Source organism: Salegentibacter salegens (assembly GCF_900142975.1).
Taxonomy (GTDB): Bacteria; Bacteroidota; Bacteroidia; order Flavobacteriales; family Flavobacteriaceae; genus Salegentibacter; species Salegentibacter salegens.
The window spans coordinates 2,461,861-2,484,373 of the sequence record NZ_LT670848.1; the positions used below are offsets into that span (position 1 = coordinate 2,461,861).

The 22,513-nt window shown below is 37.8% G+C and carries 22 protein-coding genes and 1 tRNA gene; 12 read left to right on the plus strand and 11 right to left on the minus strand.

The genetic code is table 11. The features are described 5' to 3' along the window. Positions 1–6 precede the first annotated feature (6 nt). From aceE to B5488_RS11025, 6 genes are all read right to left on the minus strand, one after another. Positions 7–2,670, minus strand: coding sequence for a pyruvate dehydrogenase (acetyl-transferring), homodimeric type (gene aceE, locus B5488_RS11000; protein ID WP_079735306.1), 2,664 nt, complete (start codon positions 2,668–2,670; stop codon positions 7–9). A 113-nt stretch (positions 2,671–2,783) separates the two neighbouring features. Then, positions 2,784–2,987, minus strand: a complete 204-nt coding sequence (locus B5488_RS11005) for a dodecin family protein (RefSeq protein ID WP_079735307.1) — start codon at positions 2,985–2,987, stop codon at positions 2,784–2,786. A 297-nt stretch (positions 2,988–3,284) separates the two neighbouring features. Continuing rightward, positions 3,285–3,953: a hypothetical protein gene (locus tag B5488_RS11010; protein ID WP_079735308.1), complete on the minus strand. Its 669-nt coding sequence runs from the start codon at positions 3,951–3,953 to the stop codon at positions 3,285–3,287. A 129-nt stretch (positions 3,954–4,082) separates the two neighbouring features. Next, the gene (locus B5488_RS11015) at positions 4,083–5,096 is read right to left on the minus strand and encodes an acyl-CoA dehydrogenase family protein (RefSeq protein ID WP_079735309.1); all 1,014 of its coding nucleotides are present in this window, start codon (positions 5,094–5,096) and stop codon (positions 4,083–4,085) included. Beyond that, entirely contained in the window at positions 5,065–5,670 is a 606-nt protein-coding gene (pnuC, locus tag B5488_RS11020; RefSeq protein WP_079735310.1) for a nicotinamide riboside transporter PnuC, read from the minus strand. The genes B5488_RS11015 and pnuC overlap by 32 nt, the downstream gene beginning before the upstream one ends. A 258-nt stretch (positions 5,671–5,928) precedes the next feature. Beyond that, a tRNA-Arg gene (locus tag B5488_RS11025) sits at positions 5,929–6,000 on the minus strand. 120 nt (positions 6,001–6,120) lie between these two features. Here B5488_RS11025 and B5488_RS11030 point away from each other — a divergent pair. Genes B5488_RS11030 through B5488_RS11045 form a run of 4 tightly spaced genes read left to right on the plus strand, consistent with a single transcriptional unit; the run spans position 6,121 to position 8,624 of the window. After that, a complete protein-coding gene (locus B5488_RS11030; protein WP_079735311.1) occupies positions 6,121–6,420 on the plus strand; it encodes a hypothetical protein in 300 nt (99 codons plus the stop codon). A 52-nt stretch (positions 6,421–6,472) separates the two neighbouring features. Further along, positions 6,473–7,168, plus strand: coding sequence for a DUF2490 domain-containing protein (locus tag B5488_RS11035; RefSeq protein WP_079736592.1), 696 nt, complete (start codon positions 6,473–6,475; stop codon positions 7,166–7,168). 51 nt (positions 7,169–7,219) lie between these two features. Then, positions 7,220–8,209: a DUF1028 domain-containing protein gene (locus B5488_RS11040; RefSeq protein ID WP_079735312.1), complete on the plus strand. Its 990-nt coding sequence runs from the start codon at positions 7,220–7,222 to the stop codon at positions 8,207–8,209. 43 nt (positions 8,210–8,252) lie between these two features. Beyond that, positions 8,253–8,624, plus strand: a complete 372-nt coding sequence (locus tag B5488_RS11045) for a hypothetical protein (RefSeq protein ID WP_079735313.1) — start codon at positions 8,253–8,255, stop codon at positions 8,622–8,624. 164 nt (positions 8,625–8,788) lie between these two features. Here the strand turns inward: B5488_RS11045 and B5488_RS11050 are convergent, their stop codons facing one another. Next, positions 8,789–10,258 carry a M20/M25/M40 family metallo-hydrolase gene (locus B5488_RS11050; RefSeq protein WP_231919834.1) on the minus strand — a complete coding sequence of 490 codons (1,470 nt, stop codon included), beginning with the start codon at positions 10,256–10,258 and terminating at the stop codon, positions 8,789–8,791. 22 nt (positions 10,259–10,280) lie between these two features. Between B5488_RS11050 and B5488_RS11055 the strand changes: the two genes are divergently transcribed. Then, positions 10,281–11,276, plus strand: coding sequence for an IS1595 family transposase (locus tag B5488_RS11055; protein WP_079733415.1), 996 nt, complete (start codon positions 10,281–10,283; stop codon positions 11,274–11,276). On the opposite strand, the gene B5488_RS18290 is transcribed toward B5488_RS11055, so the two are convergent. Beyond that, positions 11,262–11,396 carry a hypothetical protein gene (locus tag B5488_RS18290; protein ID WP_262507322.1) on the minus strand — a complete coding sequence of 45 codons (135 nt, stop codon included), beginning with the start codon at positions 11,394–11,396 and terminating at the stop codon, positions 11,262–11,264. The two genes, B5488_RS11055 and B5488_RS18290, sit on opposite strands and share 15 nt — an antisense overlap. A 142-nt stretch (positions 11,397–11,538) precedes the next feature. Here B5488_RS18290 and B5488_RS11060 point away from each other — a divergent pair, with 142 nt between their 5' ends. Continuing rightward, positions 11,539–13,932, plus strand: a complete 2,394-nt coding sequence (locus B5488_RS11060) for a S9 family peptidase (protein WP_079735314.1) — start codon at positions 11,539–11,541, stop codon at positions 13,930–13,932. After that, complete coding sequence (locus B5488_RS11065) at positions 13,932–15,158, plus strand: cysteine desulfurase-like protein (protein ID WP_079735315.1); 1,227 nt, start codon at positions 13,932–13,934, stop codon at positions 15,156–15,158. The genes B5488_RS11060 and B5488_RS11065 overlap by 1 nt, the downstream gene beginning before the upstream one ends. A 688-nt stretch (positions 15,159–15,846) precedes the next feature. Here B5488_RS11065 and B5488_RS11070 read toward each other — a convergent pair. Continuing rightward, positions 15,847–16,989 carry a trans-sulfuration enzyme family protein gene (locus B5488_RS11070; RefSeq protein WP_079735316.1) on the minus strand — a complete coding sequence of 381 codons (1,143 nt, stop codon included), beginning with the start codon at positions 16,987–16,989 and terminating at the stop codon, positions 15,847–15,849. Between the two features lie 88 nt (positions 16,990–17,077). Here B5488_RS11070 and B5488_RS11075 point away from each other — a divergent pair, with 88 nt between their 5' ends. The 4 genes from B5488_RS11075 to B5488_RS11090 all read left to right on the plus strand — a co-directional run bounded on the left by B5488_RS11075 (position 17,078) and on the right by B5488_RS11090 (position 20,290). After that, the gene (locus B5488_RS11075; RefSeq protein ID WP_170065328.1) at positions 17,078–17,869 is read left to right on the plus strand and encodes a DUF3298 and DUF4163 domain-containing protein; all 792 of its coding nucleotides are present in this window, start codon (positions 17,078–17,080) and stop codon (positions 17,867–17,869) included. A gap of 12 nt (positions 17,870–17,881) precedes the next feature. Next, positions 17,882–18,235, plus strand: coding sequence for an arsenate reductase family protein (locus B5488_RS11080; protein ID WP_079735318.1), 354 nt, complete (start codon positions 17,882–17,884; stop codon positions 18,233–18,235). Then, the gene (locus B5488_RS11085) at positions 18,228–19,127 is read left to right on the plus strand and encodes a DMT family transporter (protein ID WP_079735319.1); all 900 of its coding nucleotides are present in this window, start codon (positions 18,228–18,230) and stop codon (positions 19,125–19,127) included. The genes B5488_RS11080 and B5488_RS11085 overlap by 8 nt, the downstream gene beginning before the upstream one ends. A gap of 167 nt (positions 19,128–19,294) precedes the next feature. Beyond that, positions 19,295–20,290: an IS1595 family transposase gene (locus tag B5488_RS11090; RefSeq protein ID WP_079733415.1), complete on the plus strand. Its 996-nt coding sequence runs from the start codon at positions 19,295–19,297 to the stop codon at positions 20,288–20,290. Here the strand turns inward: B5488_RS11090 and B5488_RS11095 are convergent. Further along, on the minus strand, positions 20,287–20,742 hold the full coding sequence (locus B5488_RS11095; RefSeq protein WP_106197162.1) for a hypothetical protein: 456 nt from the start codon (positions 20,740–20,742) through the stop codon (positions 20,287–20,289). The two genes, B5488_RS11090 and B5488_RS11095, sit on opposite strands and share 4 nt — an antisense overlap. Before the next feature lie 144 nt (positions 20,743–20,886). Beyond that, a complete protein-coding gene (locus B5488_RS11100) occupies positions 20,887–21,411 on the minus strand; it encodes an acyl-CoA thioesterase (protein WP_079735321.1) in 525 nt (174 codons plus the stop codon). A gap of 55 nt (positions 21,412–21,466) precedes the next feature. On the opposite strand from B5488_RS11100, the gene B5488_RS11105 reads away from it, so the two are divergent. Continuing rightward, positions 21,467–22,453, plus strand: coding sequence for a YheT family hydrolase (locus B5488_RS11105; RefSeq protein ID WP_079735322.1), 987 nt, complete (start codon positions 21,467–21,469; stop codon positions 22,451–22,453). The last annotated feature ends 60 nt before the right edge of the window (positions 22,454–22,513 follow it).

Here is a 22,513-nt window from a genome sequence, read left to right on the forward strand (position 1 = left end):
TTTTTTTTAAGCCGTTCTTGGATTGGTCTTTTGTGGATCTATCTTTAATTTTTTAGCTGCTTTTTTCAATTCTTCCATGCTAATTTGCTCCTGTTTAGCAAGGCCATACAAGGCAGCATAAGCAATATGCGGAGCATCTATTTCAAAGAAACTACGCAAGGCTTCCCTATTATCACTTCTACCAAAACCATCGGCCCCTAAACTAATAAGCTCACCGGGGAAATAGGAGGCAAGACTTTCGGGAAGGGCTTTCACATAATCTGAAGCGGCTACGAAAGTGCCTTTTTCATCTTTCAATTGTCGTTCTATATAATTTTCTTCTTTATTTACCTGGCCTTTTAGGCGGTTGTCACGTTCGGTATCAATAGCATTATCATATAAAGTTTTATAGCTGGTAATGCTCCAAATATCGGCGCCCACATCAAATTTTTCTTCCAGGATTTTTGCAGCTTTCAGCACCTCTTTCATAATAGCACCGCTCCCAAATAAATGCGCCTTCTTTTTCTTTTTACGTGATTTCGATTTCCTGAATTTATAAAGTCCGTTAATAATGGCTTCCCTATCCACATCTTCGGGCATTTTAGGCATAGGATAAGTATCGTTACCAATGGTGATATAATAAAACAGGTCTTTGTTCTCTATATACATATTCTTAATTCCTTCTTCTACAATAACCGCCAGCTCATAAGCAAAAGCGGGATCGTAAGCTCTTAAATTAGGAAATGCCAGCGCATATAAATGACTTTGCCCGTCCTGGTGTTGCAAACCTTCCCCGGGAATACTGGTTCTTCCAGAAATACCGCCCATAAGAAAACCTTTTGCACCTGCATCTGCCGCAGCCCACATTAGATCACCGGTTCTTTGAAAACCAAACATAGAATAGAAGAAGTAAAACGGAATGGTATTGATGCCGTGGGTCAAGTAAGTTGTTCCTGCCGCAATAAACTCGGCCATACAACCAGATTCGGTAATACCTTCTTCCATTATAGCGCCATTTTTGGCTTCTTTATAATAGAGCAAACTATCTTCATCTACCGGGTCATATTTTTGCCCGTGTGGAGCGTATATTCCGGCTTGTCTAAAAAGGGATTCCATTCCAAAAGTTCGGGATTCATCAGGAATAATTGGCACGATCAATTTTCCTAAATTTTTATCCTTCATCAACTTGCTTAGAATTTGAACCATAGCCATAGTGGTTGCCGCATCATCTTCGCCCGATCCTTCTAAAAAACTTTCAAAGATTTTTACATCTGGAGCCTTTAATTTTGAGCTTCTGTCTTTTCGCTGCGGAATATAACCACCAAGATTTTTTCTCCTTTCCTCAAGGTATTTTAACTCTTCACTATCTTTCTTTGGTTTGATAAATGGAATTTTTTCTATATCCTTATCTGAAACCGGCACCTTAAAAAAGTCTCTAAATTCTTCCAGCTGCTTTTTGTTGAATTTTTTAGTTTTATGCGAAATATTACTAGCCTCGCCGGCACTGCCCTGGCCATAACCTTTAACGGTTTGTGCCAAAACGATACTGGGTTTTTCTTTTGTTTCTAACGCAACTTTATAAGCATTATATATTTTTTCTGAATCGTGACCGCCGCGTTTCAGGTTTTCCAATTCTTCATCGGAATAATCTTCAACTAACTTCTTTAGATCCTTATCACTTTCAAATAAATCCTTCCGCAGAAATTCTCCGTCGCTATAAGCGTATTTTTGAAGCTGACCATCTGTAAGTTCGCCTAGTTTCTTTAGGAGTTTTCCGGTTTTATCCTTTTTAATGAGTTTGTCCCATTCTTTACCCCAAAGCAATTTAATTACATTCCATCCGGCACCTTTAAAAAGTCCCTCCAATTCCTGAATAAGCTTGGCATTACCACGAACAGGACCATCTAAACGTTGTAAATTACAATCTATCACAAAAATGAGGTTGTCCAGTTTATCCCTGGATGCGATATTAATAGCTCCACGGGCTTCTACCTCGTCCATCTCCCCATCACCAATAAACGCCCAGACTTTACTCTTGTCTTCGTCTATAAGTCCGCGGTTATGTAAGTATTTATTAAAACGGGCACGGTAAATAGCCTGGATAGGACCTAAGCCCATCGAAACCGTTGGGTTGCTCCAAAAATTGGGCATTAAATGTGGGTGTGGATAAGAGGTAAGGCCTTTATCAGATTGTACTTCGTGGCGAAAATTTTCAAGGTTCTTTTTAGTTAAGCGCCCTTCCATATAAGCCCTCGCATAAATACCTGGAGAAGCGTGACCCTGGAAATATATTTGATCTGGCACATCATTTTCAATTTTAAAGAAATGATGAAAACCTACTTCCCAAAGTTGCGCAATAGAGGCATATGTAGAAATATGGCCTCCAATTCCGGCATCAGCCTTATTGGCTTTTACAACCATAGCCATGGCATTCCACCTAATATAAGCCAGGATCTTTTCTTCCAGTTTTAAATCGCCGGGATAATCCTCCTCTTTGTCTTGTGAAATGGTATTGTGGTAGGTTGTAGTTAGTGTCTCAGGCAGCTCTACATTATGTTTTTTGGCTTCTTTCTGTAAGATGTTAAGTAGCTCCTCTGCCCTTTTAGTAGATTTATTCTCAATGATCCAGGTAAGTGAGTCTATCCATTCCTGATTTTCCTGTTGGGTACTGTCTTTCTTACTATTCGCCATAAGTTATATCATTAATTTAAAAGGTAGTTGAAGCCTTGATGGGTAATTAAAAAAGGAAGATAAACTCAAGAAAAATTTATCTCCCTCTTTCAATAATTTCTATTTAAACGAAACTATTTATTCACGGTAAATGAGACTTTTGAGTTTACCGCATAGGTTGTTATTTGATTATTACTTACATTGGCGTGCATCTCTTTCACATAAATAGATTGTATGTTACTCACCGATTTGCTTGCTTCTTTAAGTGCATTTTGAACTGCATCATCAAAACTTTTTTCTGAAGTGGCTATTATCTCAATTACTTTTACAATGCTCATAATTTTATTTTTGGTTAATGTTTACCCTCAATTTAAAAAATAACAGGTTTAACTTCAATTGATTAACATAAGATTATCGCCAGATGTTAAAGAATTGAAAGAATAGAAGTCGTAAAGCACTAATCAGCGAAAAACTGATCTCAAAAACTGAAAAATAAAATTCCAGTCATTTATATTTTTGAATTATTCTTCCCCTGAAGAAATGGCGGAGAAATTTTACCGGATCAAATCAAAATTCAAAAAAAAATGCTGCTCGTTAATGGCAGCATTTGGTATTCTATATATTTTTCAATTCAGCTATTTATCTGAATCATCCTCGTCTTCTATTTCCTTCTCCCATTCTGAAGCTATCACCTCTTCTTTTTTAATTAGGTTCCCGGAAGTAGTTATTTTGAAATGATTATTTTCTGAAGTTTCTAAATTCCAGATAATATATTCAGCCTCTGGGAATTCAGCATCGCCATTCATTTGCTCTTCAAACAATCTTTTAACGATATTCCTGTCTGAAAGGCCATCGTTTAATAATCTCAAAACCGTGGCTTTGTTTAAGTTGGAATCGGTGTTTGATGAGGTTATAGAACAATGAATAATTGTTGCGCTAGAACTCGGGAATTTCCCATTGTAGGCTTTAAAAAGCAATTGATTTACGTGGAATAATCTGGATTGCAATTCCATTTCGGGATACTCTTCACAAACTGTATCAATCAACATATCATTAGATATTTGCTCAATTTGTCCCTCAGATAATTCCTCACCCAACTTATAATCTAACACCAATTTCGCTGCTTCACCAGGTTCAAAATCTGTTATGGCCATAAATAATAGCTCTCTTAAACTTTCAGCGTCGGAATCTTCTGCATCTGGATAATCAAACCTTTTTAGCAATTGAATGTAATCCTCGTTCGTCCAATATGCCTTGACTTCATCAACAGTATTGACTTTCTCTATGTTTATTTTATATTTCATCTTAAGTATTTAGGCGGTTTTTAAATAATTTACCTATTTTTCATGATAATCATTTTCTACCACTAATTAGATGAATTAACTTTAAATCTTAGCCTAATTTTACTCCCATTTACCAAACTTTAAAAAGCTTTACTTTGTAAAAATATGATGTTGCGTAGCTGTAAAATAATCGCAAAAAACCTGGTTTAAAGGATGGTCTTTCTGGCTGGCTTTTACACCTAAATAGGGATAGATTTCAATAATTTTTTCAGAGATTTTTTTTACTGAATTTGAAGCTGAAGTATGAATTTCTTCGGTGTAAGAATCTAAAACTTTATTTTCAGCAGAAATTTTTTCTTCAATACTTTCTGAATACGTTGAAATTTGATCCTTAGAAATAGCGATACTTTTTTCTAAGTTTTTCAGAATATTTTTAGAAGTCACAAGCCGGGATTCGTCCAGGAAATGCTGGGCCATACCAACATAATTCACCCAAAGTGTTAGATCGGCAAAGACTGAAAATGGAATCTTAAAAATATCCTGCGGCTGGTAAAAATTGTTATAAATAAAACTGAAACGCTCGGGAACCAGAACATTTTCAACTTTAAATGAATGTGTAACCGAGGCTTTTAACCCCATAGTATTCCAATCTTCAATAATTTGAACTTGATTTTTGGGTAATATAAACGAGCGTACTTTTGGCGAACCATCTTTATTCAATAAAGGCTTGCCATTTTCAAAAATTTCAGCATTCAATGTAAAATGGGTTAAATAAGGTGCGCCGGTGGCATACCGCCAGGTCCCGGAAATTTTATAATTATCGCCAATTTTTTCAGCAGTTCCAAAAACGCCACCGCTACCTCCCAAAATTGTAGCTTTTGGTTTTTCAAAAATCTCTTTCGCGGGTTCAGGTTCCAGGTTTCCTATAAAAAAGTTGGCGCCGCTGCACAAAGTAACCGTCCAGCCAAGGCTGCCATCAATCCTGGCTAGTTCCTGTAATTTTAAAAGTCCGTCCGATAGTTTTAATTCTAATCCGCCATAACTTTTGGGAACCCATATATTCCATAAATTTTGCCCTGTGATCCAGGTTAAAACTTCTTCAGGAAATATATCTGCACCTAAACAAAGCTCTCTAAGCGCTTGCTGCCTGTTGTCTTTTTTCATTTTTTATAATTTTTCGCCATTTAAAGTACCCCGAAGTTCCTACGATAAAAAGGAAAACGGTTAAGCCGGCATATATGTATAATTCTTTATAAATAAGCAAAGGAATAGCGATGCTATTGCTGATATTAAGAAAAATCCAATTCTCCATTTTTCTTTTAGCCATAAGCCACATCCCCGCCCATGCGAATCCGCTTACCGCCGCATCCCAAAAAGGAACATCAGAATCGGTATGAAAGCGAAGCCAGTAACTCATTACTGTAAAACAGCTCAATACAATTCCCAGGGCTTTAAGGTGTTCAGATTTACTGGAATAAGAAATTGGGGTTTCTTCTTGCTTCTTGCCATATCTCCAGTAAAACCAGCCATAAATACTCATGACAAGGTAATAAAGGTTTAAAATAATATCGGCATAAAGTTTTGACCGGTACATTACAAACAGACTTATAAGAATGCAGACAATCCCGAATAAGTAATTATGAATGTTGTTTTTTCGTGCCAGCAAAACCTGCACTACGCCAAAAGTAGTCCCCAGGGCTTGCAGCCAGGTAAGTTGTGTAAAGAAATCCTCTATCATTGTTCTAAATTATTCAATGAAATGAGGTGATGAAGTAGCTAAAGTTAGGAATGTAACTTAGCTTAGAAAATCCCTACGCCGGCATTATCCGGATCAGGTTTGGAGTAAACAACCTCGGGGCAAGACCCAGAAGGCATTTTTGGAAAATATATCTTATTCGAGACAAAACATTTTAAATATTTTAATCTCGATTATCGAGTAAAAACTCCCGGGTATCATCTCAGCCTGCCTTGTGGCAAGCACCCCATTTCAGTAAAGTGACCTCGCCAAGAATCGAACTTGGATCTAAAGTTTAGGAAACTTCTATTCTATCCGTTGAACTACGAGGCCATTTAAGCGAAACAAAAATAATAATGTTTTCAGAAATTCATCATAATATAACCTAAAACTTCAGCGGGTTTCTTTCCTTTTATTAACTTTATTTCAGCACTTACTTTTAAATGAAATTTTATGAAAGCTATTATTTTAAGCCTGGTTACAGGTCTTATTTTTTTGAGTACAAATTGTGACAGGGAAAATTCAGAAGAACAAATGCAGCTTACAGGAACCATAGAAAGCCAGGGAATAACTTCCTACCAATATGGCACGCATACCTTAAATACTGAAGATGAATTTTATGCTTTGAAAAGTGAAAAAGTAGAACTTGACCATTATGTTGGTATGGAAATCACTATTTCAGGATCAAAAATAGAGGGTTACCCCGTAGACGGTGGTCCAGATTATATTCTTGTCACCGAAGTGAAAAAATAGGAAATCAATACTTTTTTAATGCGGAATGTTATATTTGCGAAAAAAAGCAAAAATGAAAAAATCACTCCTTTCCGTAGTTCTATTTAGTCTGTTTATATCCTTTTCCGCCAATGCTCAAATTGATGAAGATCAAACCGGAGCCTGGTATATGTATTTTTGGAACACCAATTTTGGTGAAAGTCAATGGGGCGTGCAGGGAGATATTCAATATAGAAACTGGGATCTTGGTGGAGATTTAGAGCAATTGCTTATTCGTGGCGGACTCACCTATTCACCCAAAAATGCCGATGTAAAATTCACGCTAGGATACGGAAATATTACCTCCGGGGAATTTGGTGAAGGCAACAATACCTCGGGCGAAAGCAGGATTTACCAGGAAGCTTTACTTGCGCATAAATTGAGCGACAGATTTTACCTTACCCACCGTTTTAGGTACGAACAACGCTGGGTAGAAGACCAGGATTTTAGAACTCGTTATCGCTATAATTTATTTCTAAATGTACCTTTAAATCAGAAAAACCTCAACAAAAATGCTATTTATCTAGCGTTCTATAACGAGATTTTCATCAACGGCGAACGGGAAATTGGCGATGGCAGAAGTGTAGAATTATTTGATCGTAACCGTTTCTATTCTGCGTTGGGTTATGCCCTAAAAGACAATTTAAAAGTCCAGGCCGGTTATATGACACAAACTACAAATGCGGTAAGCAAAGGACAAATTCAGCTTAGTCTGCATCATACTTTTTAAATAATTCAGCCGAGTTTCGCTATCTTTAGCTTCTAATCAGAAATCTGGATTATGAAGCAATCTTTACTTTTTTTCACTTTAATATTTATTTCAACTTTAAATAGCAAAGCCCAAACTTCTAAAATTAGCGGAGACGCGTTTGCACATACTTATTCTATTGTAGCTCGCGATGCCAAAACCGGAGAAATGGCTGTTGGAGTGCAAAGTCACTGGTTTTCGGTAGGACCATTGGTAGCCTGGGGAAAATCGGGAGTTGGCGTAGTTGCCACGCAGTCTTTTGTAAATCCCGCTTTTGGACCCGAAGGACTTAAACTTTTAAACAAAGGCTACACACCAGAAGAAGCTATAGAAACACTTATTAATAATGATGAAGGTCGTGATTTTAGGCAATTAGCCATCCTGGGGAAATCTGGAGAAAATGCAGCCTATACCGGTCAAAAATGTGTAGCAGAAGCTGACCACCTGAACGGAGATAATTTTTCGGTTCAGGCCAATATGATGCTTAATGACGACGTTGTACCGGCGATGGCCCAGGCATTTACCGAAAATGTGAACCTACCTTTAGCCGAAAGAGTTGTAGCGGTTTTAAAAGCTGCACAGAACGCAGGGGGAGATATCCGCGGGAAGCAATCGGCGGCATTAATTGTGGTGGGACCAGATAAAGTTGAAGAAATCTGGAAAGACAAAAAAATAGATCTTAGAGTAGATGATCACGAAAATCCCATACAAGAATTAGATCGTTTGTTAAAAACCGCCAGGGCTTACGAATTTATGAACCGTGGTGATCTCGCTATGGAAGAAGGTAATGTAGAGAAAGCTTTGGAAGAATATGGAACTGCAGAAAGTATGTTTCCTGATAACCTGGAAATGCGTTTCTGGAAAGCGGTGGCACTAGCCAATAGCGATCGTTTACAAGAAGCTAAACAAATATTTGATAGAATCTTTGATGAAGACGAAAACTGGAGAACAATGCTGAAGCGTTTGCCAAAAGCCGGACTTATAGATGTCACCAAAGAGGAATTGGAGACGCTTACAAAGTAATCCTCACAGATTTAGTATCTTTAAACCTTAAAATAATGCTGTTATGAAAATCACCTTTAATAAAGTTATTCTTGGAATTGCGGTTGTATCACTTACCGCTTTTACGTCCTGTAAAGACGCAGAAGAAAAAACTTCTGAAGAAACCCAAACTACAACCAATACTCAAATGACTGGAAATACGTCTGGAAGTGCAGAAACCCCAGATGTGAATCCTCCACATGGAGAACCGGGTCATCGTTGCGATATGCCGGTTGGTGCTTCTTTAAGCGGAGCAAATACTACCAATGCAGGTTCAGACTCAGAAATGAATACTTCTCCTATTAGGTTGAAAGAATCAAAACCCTCTAAAAATCCTCCACACGGTGAGCCTTACCACGATTGCTCTATTCCTGTAGGAGGTGATTTGAAAGGATAGGTTTTTTATAAAAAGAATAAAGGTTGTTTGAAAAACTTCTGTTTCCGTCAAGCTGAACTTGTTTCAGCTTCTAACTTGTGTTTATTATCAACATCTTAGATCCTGAAACAAGTTCAGGATGACGCTTTAAAACTTTTCAAACAACCTTTTTAATAGTTAGCAACTTAATCCAACCCACCTTTTCTCTCGGCATCTCTTGGTTCTGGCCAGGTCATTTGCTCGCCAGATCTTCTGCTAATTGGTAGAACAGCTTTCTCTCTCGATGTAGTTTCAGGATCTTCGCTGGCCATATAGGTCATAATGGCGGTTAAGATCACATTGCTTCTCACATCGTCAAAAACAATTTTATCGTACGTATCTAAATTAGTGTGCCAGGTATAATTCCAGTAAGACCAACTTAAAGAACTAAGCATAAATGCAGGCGCACCAGCAGCTACAAAAGAAGCATGGTCAGTTCCACCGCTGGAAGGTGTTCCCGGAAAAGAAGTTTCAATTTCTCCTTTAATTTCCTGCGGAACAGGTTCTAACCAACTTCCAATAAAATCGTAAGCGTGCAAAAATCCCTGTCCGCTAATATTTTTCACTCTCCCTGTTCCATTATCCTGATTAAATAGAGCCTGCACATTAGCCACAATTTCCGGATTATCTTTTACAAAAGCGCGAGAACCATTAAGCCCCTGCTCTTCACTTCCCCAATGGCCTGCGATAATAGTACGCTTTGGGTTTGGATAAAGTTTTTTAAGAATCCGCATAGTTTCCATCATTACGATAGTTCCGGTAGCGTTATCGGTAGCGCCGGTTCCACCATCCCAGGAATCAAAATGCGCTGAAAGAATAATATATTCCTCAGGTTTTTCGCTGCCTTCAATTCTGGCAATAGTATTAAGCGTAGGTACTTCTCCAAGATCTTTAGATTGAGCAACCACTTTAATTTTAGGAGCATTATCATTTTCAGCTAAACGGTATAGCAAGCCGTAATCTTCCAAATTAAGATCTATAGTTGGAATTTCACTGGTATACGCGCCAAAAACTTTATTAGCACCAAACCCGTGAGACCAGTTAGAAGTTACAATTCCGGCTGCACCTGCTTCTTCAAGTGCTTTTGGCAATTCCCGGTAACCATAACCGGTTTTTTCAATTCGGTTTCTCCACAAAGAATCGGCTTCTTTTATACTTTCCTGCATATTTTCCCAGGATTTTTCGGTTGCCCATTCTTCCCAGTTGTATGGAGGTCTTCCGGTAGGCTCGTTTACCGAGATCATCACAAATTTTCCTTTAACTGAAGAAAGCATATTGGCAAAAGCTGTAGAATCTGAAGCTTCCGGTAAAATAACCACCTCTGCGGTCACTCCTTTTTTTCCTGTGGAAGGGCTCCAGGCCAATTGTCGCCCCTGTAGTGTTCGCAATCTTGGTTCTACAAGGTCAATATGAGTAATTCCCCGCTCCCAGCCACGCCAGGTGCCATATTCCTCATTTTCCGCTGAAATTCCCCAACTATCATATTTCTTTACCGCCCAATTGTGCGCGTTTTTCATTTGTGGTGTTCCCACTAATCTTGGGCCTACCACGTCTACAAGTTCGTGGGCAAGTTCTTCTAATTTTGAAAGCTTTGTTCTAAGATGAATATGTCTTATATTTGTGTAAAACTATATAGATATGATACCTTCAGATTTCAGGGATTTTTTCGTTAATAGTCCAGCGACTGTTCAACAAGAGATAGTGGCTTCGTTGCTATCATTGTCTTTGCAAGAAAGTGAAGTAAAGGACAGCAACGAGGCAAAAGCAGTTACCTGTCCTCATTGCTCAGAAAAGCGTGTTCGTGCCAATGGCAAGCTCAAAGGCGTTCAACGCTATGTTTGCAATGGCTGTAAGAAGAATTTCAGTGAGACCACAGGTAAGTTTTGGTATAATATAAAAAAGAAAGAGAAGTTAAATCGGTATTTATACTGTTTGTTGTCGGGCTACAGTATCAGGAAAAGTGCAGAAGAGACGGAGATATCAATTCAAACGTCCTTTGATTGGAGACATAAATTGCTCACGTCATTTTCCAGTGTTTCGGTAGAAGAGTTTCAGGGCATAGTCGAAAGCGATGACCTGTTCTTTGCCTACTCAGAAAAAGGAGGACGTCATTTAGGTAGAAAACCGAAAATGCGAGGAGAAAAAGCAAGCAAAGCAGGCATAAGTGATGAAAAAGTAGCTGTAGTGGCAACTTGTGATAGATCTGGAAACAAAGACTTTAAAGTGGCCACAAGAGGTCGTATCAGTAAAGAGGATCTGAATAGAATACTTAAAGGGAAACTTGATAAAGCTGACGTACTCTGCAGCGACAGCCATAGAAGTTATGGTGCTTTTGCAAAAGCCAACACAATTGCCCATAAAAAGTTCAACACCTCAAAGGGACAGCGAACCGTAGATAAGGTGTACCATGTCCAGAATGTAAACAATATGGATATGAGATTGAGAAAGTTCATGGATTCTTTCAATGGGGTAGCTACAAAATACTTACAGAATTACTTGAATTGGTTCTTGGTACTTGAAAAAATCAAGAACTCAACCAGTAAAATGGCAACAGTTACAGCCATTGCCTTTGCTTCAAATAGCGCATGGTACGAGTACAAACAACAACTATTCAATATGCTAATTAGAACTTAGCCATTTTGAATTATCATTGGCCTCATTAACAATTTTGTCGACCATTTCTTTCTGTGCCTGCACCTGCAATGCCCCGGCAACAAGGAATAAACTAAAAAGTGTGCGTAAATTTTTCTTCATTCTATATTATTAATTTTAATATTTCAGCATAAAGATATTAATTAAATCTGTGTGGGGATTTTCCAGAGGCTCTTTACAGGTGTTATCTATTTAACTATATTGGCAGTGTTTTTAAAAAATAAACCCACAACTCCTTAAATCGATGAAAAAACCGCTACAAAATCTCTTCAATTTTAAATTTCAGCTTTTCTTTTTACTATTTATCAGTTTCAGTTTTACCGGAATTTCGCAAACAAGTGAACTTTCCGTAGAAAAAATTATGCAGGATCCTAATTGGATGGGCACTTTCCCATCTAACGTGAAATGGAGCGCCGATAGCGAAACCATCTATTTTGATTATAATCCTGAAAAAAATGCCCAGGATTCGCTTTATAAAATTGAATTGAAAAATTCTTCAAAAATCAGTAAAGTGAGTTTGGAAGAAGAACGAGAAATAATTCCTTCATACGGCGAATTCAATAAAAATCGAAGCAAAAAGATTTTTAGCAAAGATGGAAACCTGGTAATTTACGATGTAAAATCTGGTGAAACTACACAACTATTAGACCTTTCAGAAGCTATTGGTAATGCTGAATTTTTAGCAGACGAAAATAAAATCAGCTTTAACGCCAGTGATAATGCTTTTATATACGACAGTAAATCGGGAAGTATAAAACAACTCACCAATATCGCTGACGGCAAGGCTGAAGAAGAAAAAGAAGATAAAACCTCTGAAAAAGATACCTGGGTAAAAGATGAAAATCTGGAACTTCTGGAAGTTGTAAATCAACGTAAAACCGAAAAAGAAAGCAGGGAGGCCTACCGCGAAGCCACGGCTAAAAAAGAGGCTTATACTTTTTACCTGGAAGATCGGGATCTAAGTAATCTACAGGTTTCTCCCAATGGCAAATTCGCCACATTTAAGCTTATTACCCGCGAGCGAAATGGTAGTACCGATGTACCCAATTATGTAGACGAGTCTGGCTATACCGCTAATCTGCCTGCCAGAAGTAAAGTTGGCGAAGATAAAACCAGTATCGAACTGGCTATCTACAATTTTGAAAAGGATACGGTTTATACTATAAAAACAGACGATTTACCAGGAATCACCGATTTACCCGATTACGTAAAAGATTATCCCGATAAAGAATGGGAAGAAACCGAAAGGGAGGTGGCTCCTACCACGGTTTACTTTTCAGACAATGGCGAACACGCGGTGGTAAACCTTCGTTCTAAAGACAATAAAGACCGCTGGATTGCTAAAATTGATTTAGAAACCGGAGCGTTAAATACTTTAAATCGCCAGCGGGACGAAGCCTGGATTGCAGGACCGGGAATTGGTTACGCATATTATGGAGGTGAAGAAATGGGTTGGTTGCCCGATAATAAACATATTTATTTTCAGAGTGAAGAAACCGGGTATTCGCATTTGTATTTATTAGACGTAACTACGGGTAATAAAAAAGCGCTAACCGAAGGTGATTTTGAAGTTTTTGACCCCGAACTTTCCAATAATAAAAAGCATTGGTTCTTAACAACTTCTGAAGTTGGACCGGGCGAACGTCATTTTTATAAAATGCCGGTTATGGGCGGAAAAATGGAAAAACTTACCCAAATGGAAGGAAATAACAATGTCTACCTTTCTCCCGATGAAAAAAATATGGCCATTTTACATTCCTACAGCAACAAGCCGTGGGAATTATATTTAAAGAAAACCAGGGCAAATGCTGAAGCCAAACAATTAACCGAAGGACAATCTGAAGCATTTAGCAATTATGATTGGCGCGAACCAGAATTAATAGAATTTGAAGCCGAAGATGGCGCGATGGTACCGGCGAGGTTATACAAGCCAGAAGCAGATGTTAAAAATGATGCTGCGGTAGTTTTTGTGCACGGTGCGGGTTACCTGCAAAACGCTCACAAATGGTGGAGCAGCTATTTTAGAGAATATATGTTCCATAATTTATTAACCGATCTTGGTTACACTGTAATCGATATTGATTACCGCGGAAGTGCAGGTTATGGCCGGGACTGGCGTACAGGAATTTACCGCCATATGGGTGGAAAAGACCTTTCTGACCAGGTTGACGGAGTAGAGTATTTAGTTGAAAATCACGGCATAAATCCTGAAAAAGTTGGAATATACGGAGGCAGTTACGGAGGTTTTATTACCCTTATGGGAATGTTTAACGAACCCGAAACTTTTCAAGCCGGCGCTGCTTTAAGATCGGTTACCGATTGGGCGCATTATAATCACGGCTATACTTCTAACATTTTAAATGAACCTGCGGCAGATCCTATTGCTTATAGACGCTCTTCCCCAATTTATTTTGCTGAAGGGCTGGAAGGAGATTTATTGATCGCCCACGGAATGGTAGATGTAAATGTTCATTTTCAGGATGTGGTGAGGCTTTCCCAACGTTTAATTGAACTTGGCAAAGAAAATTGGGAAATGGCAATTTATCCCGTAGAAGATCACGGTTTTGTTGAACCCAGCAGTTGGACCGATGAGTACCGCAGAATCCTGGAATTGTTTAACGAAAGCCTTTTAGACTAATGGATATTGAATTTGTAAGAAGTCAGTTTCCCGCGCTTGAAAGGGAGTTTACTTTTATGGATAATGCAGGTGGCTCCCAAACACTAAAGAAGGTTGCCGAACGTATTAGCGGGTATTTATTGCACCATAATGTGCAATTGGGTGCTTCGTATAAAGTTTCCAGGGAAGCTGGAGAAAAACTTAATTACTCCACCAAACAGGTGAGCAGATTTATAAATGCCGGGAAACCGGAAGAAGTGGTAATAGGCCCTTCTTCTTCTATGCTCTTGCGAATTTTAAGCATTTGCATAAGCAAGCAATGGCAGGAAGGAGATGAGGTAATTGTCACCAATACCGATCACGAAGCCAATGTTTCTCCCTGGACCGATTTAAAGGAAAAAGGGATTAATATAAAGGTTTGGAAAGCCAATCCCGAAAGCCTTGAGCTGGAAATAAGCGACTTAAAAAAGCTTTTGGGGAATCGTACGAAACTGGTTGCGGTAACGCATGCATCAAATATTATTGGAAGCATAAACCCTATCAAAGAAATTGCGAAAACTGTGCATAAAGCTGGTGCGCTTATTTGTGTAGATGGGGTTGCCTATGCACCACACCGAAGGGTAGATGTTCGCAAACTCGATGTAGATTTTTATGTTTTTAGCTGGTATAAAACCTACGGACCGCATTTGGCTGTGATGTATGGCAAATACAATCAGTTGTACAAAATGGAAGGGTTTAACCACTACTTTTTTACTAAAAAGGATGTGCCTTATAAGTTTCAGCCAGGAAATTTCAATTTTGAACTGACTTATAGTTTACTGGGAATTATCGAATATTTTGATCAGTTATTTAAACACGAATTTCCAAAGGAAAAGAAAGCCGATTTTCAGGTGAAAATGGATAAGATATTTGAGCTTATTGGCCGGCACGAAGAGCGAATAAGCAAGCCTTTAATAAATTATTTAGCTGAACATCCTGACATTAAAATAATTGGCCGAAATACTGCAGAAAGAGAAAAAAGAGTCCCTACAATTTCGTTTGTGCATAGTGAACTCTCTAGCGATCAAATAGTTGAAAAGGTTGATGATTATCGAATAGGAATAAGATTTGGTGATTTCTATGCCAAAAAACTTATTGAAGATGCAGGTTTAAAAGAGAAAAACGGCGTTGTGAGAGTAAGTTTAGTGCATTACAACACCCTTGATGAAGTGCAACGATTAATTTGGATTTTAAAGAAGGTGATTTAGCAAATTCGCGGTAAGCTTATTTCTAAGAGATTACAATTATAAATCTCTATTTAGGTATTTTCATCAAGCTGAACGTGTTTCAGACTTTATCCCGAATGAACTTCGGGATTCTAACATGTTTGATTCTGAAATAAATTACAATTGACGTATTTTTAAAATACTAGTATCTAGGCTTATTATCTACTATAATTTAAATCGAAACTTGCCTAATTTGGAAGGTTCTTTTTTCATTTTTTGCGTGTATTCCTCTCACTGCGTTCGTCGGATACAATTAAAACGAAACAAAAAAGGGCGTCCTATGTGGAGGTGATTTTTTGGCTACAAGGCCAAAAAATCGCAAATCAGCAGCTAAATTTTTTACAGGGCTTCAAAAATTATTCACGCTGCTGATTTGCTACACTCACACACGGATTTTAAAACTCGCTAAGCTCGCCGAACGTCAATTTCCTACGCTATGATAATTTTTTTATCACGGGTCTCAGAATGACGGTTTCTTTTTTGGAATATTTGCCTGATAGGAACGACTAAAATAGTTTTCTTAAAATTAAAAGCGTCATTACGAACGGAGTGAAGCAATCTCTATATCCATTACTACAAATCGGCAGATTGCTTCTCCCGCTAAAAACCGGGATCGCAATGACGATGCTAACAATTTTACGACTCTTGAGTTTATCTAAGAAAAACTAAGCTATCCTAAAGCTTGCTTCAGGTCGTTTATCAGGTCTTCTTCATCTTCAATTCCAACACTTAATCTAATTAAGGAATCTACAACCCCGGTTTTAGCTCTTTCTTCTTTTGGGATAGAGGCGTGCGTCATACTGGCTGGATGCCCGGCCAGGGATTCTACGCCGCCAAGCGATTCGGCCAGAGTAAAAACTTTAAGTTTTTCAACAAGATTTGTCGCACTTTTTAAAGTGTCTTCCTTTGTGGTAAAAGAGATCATTCCGCCGAAATCTTTCATTTGTTTTTTTGCGATATCGTGGTTTGGGTGATCTTCAAATCCAGGCCAGTAAACCTTTCCTACTTTTGGATGTGATCTTAGGAATTTTGCAACTGCTTCCCCATTTTCACAATGTCGCTGAATTCTAAGGTGCAGGGTTTTAATTCCGCGTAATACCAAAAAGCTATCCTGCGGCCCACAAATAGCACCGCTGGCTTTCTGAATAAAATATAGTTTTTTAGCTAATTTTTCATCTTTTACCACTAATCCACCTAATACTACATCACTATGGCCTCCCAGGTATTTTGTAGCGCTATGCATCACAATATCGGCTCCCAAATCAAGAGGTTGTTGTAAATAAGGTGTAGCAAAAGTATTATCTACCGCCAGTAGTAAATTATGTGATTTTGCAATTTTAGAAACTGCTTCAATATCAATAATATTCATCATTGGATTGGTTGGTGTTTCAATCCAAAGCAATTTGGTGTTTTGGTTGATGTATTTTTCAATATTACCAACTTCATTCATTCCAATAAAATGAAACTTAATCCCCATATTTTCAAAAATGGAAGTAAACAATCTATAAGAACCTCCATAGAGATCGTTAGTAGAAATTATTTCTTCTCCGGGTTTAAAAAGCTTCATCACTGCGTCTATTGCGGCAAGTCCGGAACCAAAAGCAAGTCCGAATTTTCCATTTTCAATACTGGCTAAAGATTTTTCCAAAGCAGAACGAGTTGGATTTCCGCTTCGGGAATATTCAAAACCTTTATGGCCACCCGGCGTACTTTGTGAATATGTTGTAGTTTGGTAGATAGGCGGCATTACAGAACCGTATGCAGGATCTATATTTTCCTGTCCGCCGTGGATGGTTTTAGTATTAAATTTCATAATTATTGCATTTATAGCAAATGTAGCGTGCTCATTGTCTTTACGCAAAATAGGTTTATCTTTATTCGCGTATTTAACAGCCTTTTATATGTCTCAAAAAATCTTCTCCCTCCTGGTTATTTTCTTAATATTCACTTCATGTCGTGATGAAAAATCTGATGCCGGCGTAAAACAAGTTAAGGGTGACACTGAAGCGTTGAGTTTTTACGAAGAGAGTTTTCTGCCTAAAGATTTTGAAGCCTGTAAAACCGAAAAATGTCCTAAAATTAGGGTGAATTATTTAAAATTCAGGGAAGACCGGGAGGCTGCGAAAGAAATGAATGGCTACAATGAGAAAAGACTTATTAAAATCTTTAATAATACTGAAGTAGCTTCTGAAGCTGAAAATGTAAAGGCAGCGGTTAATGAATTTATCCAGGATTTTCAGAATTTTAAAAAAGATTTCCCTGAATCTCAAGCTGAATACGAAGTTGAAATTTCCCAATCGGTTTTAAGCCAGACGAAAAAATTATTAGTCCTGGAAACCAATTTCTACCTGTTTACCGGGGGCGCCCACGGTTATGGTGCCACGCGCTATGCTAATTATGATATCACTTCAGGGGAATTACTATACAAAAACGATTTATTTTCAGACTTGAATGCATTTACGGATTTTGCTGAAAAAGAATTCAGAAAGAAATATGAAATTCTGGAAGGAGAAAATATAAATTCCAAAGGATTTTTCTTTGAAAAGGATAAATTTGCGCTTCCGGAAAACATTGCCGTTACTAAAAACCGGGTGATTTTGGTTTATAATCGTTATGAAGCCGCCAGTTATGCCGAAGGGGAATTAAAATTATCTATTCCGAAGAATAAAGTAAACGAATGGCTTAACTACTAATTAAAAATAGTTATGAAAAAAGTATATCATCTCTCTACCTGCAACACCTGCCAAAAGATTTTAAAAGAATTGGAATTACCAGACTCCTTTAAACTTCAGGATATAAAAGAAGAAGAAATTACTGCAGATCAACTGAAAGAAATGAAAGCACTCGCCGGAAGTTATGAAGCTTTATTTAGCCGAAGGGCGCGTCTTTATCGCGAAAGAGATCTTAATAAAAAAGAGCTTTCTGAAAACGATTATAAAGCACTGATCCTAGATCACTATACGTTCCTTAAAAGACCGGTAATTATTAATAACGAAGAAATTTTTATAGGAAATTCTAAGAAAACCGTCGCGGCGGCCAAAGCAGCGGTACATGGATAACAAACGTATTCTGGCCATTTTAGCGGCCATTGGTGCAAGTGCGATCTACGGACTTAACCATACCATCGCCAAAGGGGTTATGCCCACTTATATTGAACCTTTCGGGTTTATTTTTTTACGCGTTTTTGGTGCGGCCGTTCTATTCTGGGGAATTAGCTGGTTAGGTCCTAAAGAAAAGATCGCTACTTCAGATTGGCCCCGGATTTTAGGTTGTGCCATTTTTGGAATGGTCATTAATATGCTGTTCTTCTTTAAAGGCTTAAGTCTCTCTACCCCAATAAATAGTTCGGTAATTGTCACGCTTTCGCCGGTTATGGTGCTAATTCTAGCTTCTATTCTCATTCGGGAAAGAATTACTTTGCTTAAAACCCTCGGAATTATTGTAGGCCTGGCGGGTGCCCTTGTTTTGGTGCTTTTTAGCGCCGCTAGCACCGGCAACGCACCCAATATTCCTATGGGAAATGTGCTTTTTATAGTAAACGCCTTTAGCTACGGCCTCTACCTTATCCTGGTAAAACCACTAACCAAAAAGTATCACGCGCTTACCTTAATGAAGTGGTTATTTTTTATCGCTGTAATTATCAATTTCCCTATTACTATTGGCGAATTTACCGAAGTAAACTGGACGAGTTTACCTTTTGATGCTATTTGGAAAATGGCCTTTGTAGTGGCGGGAACTACCTTTTCTACTTATTTGCTGAATATTTATGCGCTAAAACAACTTTCAGCTTCTACCATAAGCGTTTTTATTTATATGCAACCACTTATTGCAATTACCTATGCAATTTTAACCGGCGCAGATGAACTGAATATGGTAAAAGTAGTAGCGGCAATCCTGGTATTTGTAGGAGTGTATATGGTAACTAAAAAGAAAACTGAAATAAGGGCTTAATTAATCTTCCAGTTTTTCAGCGAGTTTTTGTAGATAATTCTTATTCTTTTTAATTGCCGAAAGTGAAGCGGTATAAGTATTCACCATTCCCACAGCCGGAAAACTCAATTTTCCTTAGCTTTGTTCTAAGATGAATATGTCTTATATTTGTGTAAAACTATATAGATATGATACCTTCAGATTTCAGGGATTTTTTCGTTAATAGTCCAGCGACTGTTCAACAAGAGATAGTGGCTTCGTTGCTATCATTGTCTTTGCAAGAAAGTGAAGTAAAGGACAGCAACGAGGCAAAAGCAGTTACCTGTCCTCATTGCTCAGAAAAGCGTGTTCGTGCCAATGGCAAGCTCAAAGGCGTTCAACGCTATGTTTGCAATGGCTGTAAGAAGAATTTCAGTGAGACCACAGGTAAGTTTTGGTATAATATAAAAAAGAAAGAGAAGTTAAATCGGTATTTATACTGTTTGTTGTCGGGCTACAGTATCAGGAAAAGTGCAGAAGAGACGGAGATATCAATTCAAACGTCCTTTGATTGGAGACATAAATTGCTCACGTCATTTTCCAGTGTTTCGGTAGAAGAGTTTCAGGGCATAGTCGAAAGCGATGACCTGTTCTTTGCCTACTCAGAAAAAGGAGGACGTCATTTAGGTAGAAAACCGAAAATGCGAGGAGAAAAAGCAAGCAAAGCAGGCATAAGTGATGAAAAAGTAGCTGTAGTGGCAACTTGTGATAGATCTGGAAACAAAGACTTTAAAGTGGCCACAAGAGGTCGTATCAGTAAAGAGGATCTGAATAGAATACTTAAAGGGAAACTTGATAAAGCTGACGTACTCTGCAGCGACAGCCATAGAAGTTATGGTGCTTTTGCAAAAGCCAACACAATTGCCCATAAAAAGTTCAACACCTCAAAGGGACAGCGAACCGTAGATAAGGTGTACCATGTCCAGAATGTAAACAATATGGATATGAGATTGAGAAAGTTCATGGATTCTTTCAATGGGGTAGCTACAAAATACTTACAGAATTACTTGAATTGGTTCTTGGTACTTGAAAAAATCAAGAACTCAACCAGTAAAATGGCAACAGTTACAGCCATTGCCTTTGCTTCAAATAGCGCATGGTACGAGTACAAACAACAACTATTCAATATGCTAATTAGAACTTAGCCTTTTCCTTTTGCAATAGAATTTGCCAGAAGTATTTGTAAATAATTATAAGTGATTATAATTTGCTGAAGTAAATCGGTTCTTTTTCTCCTGAAACCCAGTTTTTCAGCAGTTCTATCGTTTAAGATATAACTTGTGCCTTCAAGTGTGATCTCTGCAGCTTCTTTTTCATTATAAGATTCTGTGAGTTTTATAAGGCCTAAAATATATTGTCTTAAAATATATCTTATTCGTTGTTTAGCCTTCCAGTTTTTATCAATCACGTAATAATAATCAAACAAAGTTCCACCGTGGATTATGATCTTCCCATTTTTCTCTTTTTCAGTAATAAAAAGCGGGGAATAATAGATTAATTTCCCCTGCTTTTTTCCTTGTGGCGTATCTATAAACGGAGCTAGAACAGATAGGATTAGTGGTGCTAAAAGTAAAGGCAGAAAATACCATTCCAGCATTAGTGCAATAACTATAAATCCCAGAAATATCAAAAAAGCAAGCCCGGAAAATCTAAGGATTTCCCGGGTTTGTTCTTTTTGTGGTTTTATATAAAATTGATGTTTTTCGATGTGGGAATTTAAGCAATTCTGGTGAAGAAGTGTTTAAAATCCTAACTTTTCAGGATCCAAATGTTGGGGTCTTTTTCCAAATCGCCTGGTATCTTCTTTGGTTAAGATTTTAAAATCATCGGTATGGTCTAAACTATCTAAATTATCACGCAGGGCTTTAGGCAATTTGGTGAGTTTTCTTTCCTTTAAATCTATCCAGGCACCCATCATTTCACAACTGGCAAAATTTCGGCCTTTTTCATCATAAAAATTATGCAAAAATTCAAAGTACATACCATCTTCAGCCAGCCCCTTTAATTGCAATGTCACCTTTATTGGCTTGCCAGCAAAAACTTCTTTAAAATAATAAACGTGCTCGTAAAAAACCACCGGGCCAATATTATTCTTTGCTAAATCCTCCTGGCCAAAACCGTTTTCCATTAAAAATGCCATTCGGGTATGACTCATAAAATTTACATAAGCCGTATTGGCCAAGTGCCTGTTTGCATCTATATCACTCCAGCGTATTTCAAATTCTTTGGTATACATTCTATCTATTTTTTTAATAAAATTAAGCATAAATATTATGCACGCATAATTATTTTAAAATTTTACATCCTTAACTTTGCCTAATATGCCTATAACTAAAACCAAATATATAGCAACGGGAATTTTTAAAAACGCCCATGTATCCAGTATTTTTGCTGCTACTTTACGAAAAGTAAAGTTTAGTTTTAGTGCAAAAGATCGCATAGAATTAAGCGATGGTGATTTCCTGGATTTGGAACGTAGCTTTTATTCGGCTAAAAATGATAAAATAATCATTTTGTTGCACGGGCTTGCCGGAAATGCCAATAGACCTTATATGCTGGGGATGGCAAAGCATTTTCAGGAAAACGGCTGGGATATAGCTTCCATGAATTTTAGAAGTTGCAGTGGTGAAATAAATCGACTCTACCGCAGTTACCACGCTGGAGCTACCGAAGATTTAGAAGCGGTGATAAACCATCTTCAGCAGGAACAGAAGTATAAAAAAATCGCTTTGGTAGGTTTTAGTTTGGGTGGTAATTTAATGCTAAAATACTTAGGAGAACAAAACAATATTCCTTCAGAAATTAAATCGGCAGTGGCGGTGTCTACCCCTTGCGACCTGGGAGCTTCCCTGGAAGAACTCAACAAAACCCATAATTTTATCTATTCAAAACGATTTATAAAAAACCTGAAAAAGGAATTACAGTTTAGACAAACTCATTTTCCTTCAAAAATAAGCAAAGAGGAGATCACCCAATGTAACTCGCTGCTCGCCATAGACGAACTTTACACCAGCAGAGCCCACGGCTTTAAAGATGCTTCAGATTATTATAAAAAGTGTAGTTGTATAGGCTTTTTACCCGAAATTAATATCCCCACGCTTCTGCTTAATGCAAAAAATGATACTTTTCTTTCATCAAATTCCTATCCGGTAGAGGTTGCAAAAAATTCTAAATTTCTTCATCTTGAAATTCCTAAACACGGTGGCCACGTGGGGTTTTTTCAGCGTAAAAAACCTTATTACCACGAACAGCGAGCATTGGAATTTATAACCCAAAGGGAATCAACAAATTCAAAATCTGGAAAATAGCCTTTGGCCGGCTTTGCCCTGCTACAGAATTGATTATCTTTGCGCAAGCTTAAAAATCAC

Bases quoted from the DNA above. Each gene is read 5' to 3' on its own strand.
- aceE (WP_079735306.1), bottom strand. From the start codon at position 2,670: ATGGCGAATAGTAAGAAAGACAGTACCCAACAGGAAAATCAGGAATGG.
- B5488_RS11005 (WP_079735307.1), bottom strand. From the start codon at position 2,987: ATGAGCATTGTAAAAGTAATTGAGATAATAGCCACTTCAGAAAAAAGT.
- B5488_RS11010 (WP_079735308.1), bottom strand. From the start codon at position 3,953: ATGAAATATAAAATAAACATAGAGAAAGTCAATACTGTTGATGAAGTC.
- B5488_RS11015 (WP_079735309.1), bottom strand. From the start codon at position 5,096: ATGAAAAAAGACAACAGGCAGCAAGCGCTTAGAGAGCTTTGTTTAGGT.
- pnuC (WP_079735310.1), bottom strand. From the start codon at position 5,670: ATGATAGAGGATTTCTTTACACAACTTACCTGGCTGCAAGCCCTGGGG.
- B5488_RS11030 (WP_079735311.1), top strand. From the start codon at position 6,121: ATGAAAGCTATTATTTTAAGCCTGGTTACAGGTCTTATTTTTTTGAGT.
- B5488_RS11035 (WP_079736592.1), top strand. From the start codon at position 6,473: ATGAAAAAATCACTCCTTTCCGTAGTTCTATTTAGTCTGTTTATATCC.
- B5488_RS11040 (WP_079735312.1), top strand. From the start codon at position 7,220: ATGAAGCAATCTTTACTTTTTTTCACTTTAATATTTATTTCAACTTTA.
- B5488_RS11045 (WP_079735313.1), top strand. From the start codon at position 8,253: ATGAAAATCACCTTTAATAAAGTTATTCTTGGAATTGCGGTTGTATCA.
- B5488_RS11055 (WP_079733415.1), top strand. From the start codon at position 10,281: ATGATACCTTCAGATTTCAGGGATTTTTTCGTTAATAGTCCAGCGACT.
- B5488_RS18290 (WP_262507322.1), bottom strand. From the start codon at position 11,396: ATGAAGAAAAATTTACGCACACTTTTTAGTTTATTCCTTGTTGCCGGG.
- B5488_RS11060 (WP_079735314.1), top strand. From the start codon at position 11,539: ATGAAAAAACCGCTACAAAATCTCTTCAATTTTAAATTTCAGCTTTTC.
- B5488_RS11065 (WP_079735315.1), top strand. From the start codon at position 13,932: ATGGATATTGAATTTGTAAGAAGTCAGTTTCCCGCGCTTGAAAGGGAG.
- B5488_RS11070 (WP_079735316.1), bottom strand. From the start codon at position 16,989: ATGAAATTTAATACTAAAACCATCCACGGCGGACAGGAAAATATAGAT.
- B5488_RS11075 (WP_170065328.1), top strand. From the start codon at position 17,078: ATGTCTCAAAAAATCTTCTCCCTCCTGGTTATTTTCTTAATATTCACT.
- B5488_RS11080 (WP_079735318.1), top strand. From the start codon at position 17,882: ATGAAAAAAGTATATCATCTCTCTACCTGCAACACCTGCCAAAAGATT.
- B5488_RS11085 (WP_079735319.1), top strand. From the start codon at position 18,228: ATGGATAACAAACGTATTCTGGCCATTTTAGCGGCCATTGGTGCAAGT.
- B5488_RS11090 (WP_079733415.1), top strand. From the start codon at position 19,295: ATGATACCTTCAGATTTCAGGGATTTTTTCGTTAATAGTCCAGCGACT.
- B5488_RS11095 (WP_106197162.1), bottom strand. From the start codon at position 20,742: ATGCTGGAATGGTATTTTCTGCCTTTACTTTTAGCACCACTAATCCTA.
- B5488_RS11100 (WP_079735321.1), bottom strand. From the start codon at position 21,411: ATGCTTAATTTTATTAAAAAAATAGATAGAATGTATACCAAAGAATTT.
- B5488_RS11105 (WP_079735322.1), top strand. From the start codon at position 21,467: ATGCCTATAACTAAAACCAAATATATAGCAACGGGAATTTTTAAAAAC.